Annotated in this window: 1 pseudogene; it reads right to left on the reverse strand. The window is 59.3% G+C overall.

Annotated features, from left to right (window positions below):
• Positions 1-768 (reverse strand): annotated as a pseudogene (locus RCCGE510_RS32520) (ATP-dependent helicase); the annotation flags it as partial.
• Between the last annotated feature and the right edge of the window lie 37 nt (positions 769-805).

Raw genomic sequence — 805 nt, forward strand, 5'->3', positions numbered from 1 at the left:
CGTACCGACCCGAATAGCTTCGCCGGGAATGATCCGAACGGCTGACGGTGACAGACGCCAGCCCTGCAACTCTGCGTCTACGTCAACGCGCGACACCAAGCCCTCGCGCGCGAGCAGTTCCATCAGGCTCGTCAAGACCGTCAAGTAGTCGTCTTTGCCAAGCTTGGTTCCGATAACACTCCGGCGATTGATGAGGCGACCGATACGGGAATTATGTCCGGCGCGAACCATCGTCTGCTCTTCTCGAAGACCCACCCGGTCTTTGCCCGGAGCCTGAAGGAACAAGGTCGTGCGGCTCCTGGGGGTTTCCTTCGCGTCGATGGACCAAGGTGTGCGCAGGAGATTGCGGGATTTCTGGGCAACGCTGTCGAGGACTGTCAGATCAAGCGCTTCGGTTCCGACTGCCAGGCCGTCAAGCATGGCGCCGAGGATCGTTTTCAGCATCTCCTTACGCTGCGAAATGCCCAGCGTCGCAATATCAGGCAAGATGGCCGCAAGGCGCTCCGAGTCCTCTGCGACCTCGTCGAGACCGATAAACGCGACATCGATGAGCTTGAGGACGGAGAGACTCGGGTTCGTGTAACGCCATCCCCGTCGCAGGTCCGTCCAAAGTCTGTGACCAAGGACTTTTGCGAGGGATCGCTGAGCATCTTCCCGAACCACGGCTCCCGCTTCGGGATCTAACAACCAATGGATGCGGGCCTCCTTATTGCCTGCGGTGAAGCCGAGCGCCTTAACGATTCTCAGACCGAATTCGTCTTCGGTCATCCCATCGTCACCAGCGTCCAAAACCGCGCGCAAGATC

Origin of the sequence: Rhizobium sp. CCGE 510 (assembly GCF_000292525.1) — a bacterium.
Taxonomy (GTDB): Bacteria; Pseudomonadota; Alphaproteobacteria; order Rhizobiales; family Rhizobiaceae; genus Rhizobium.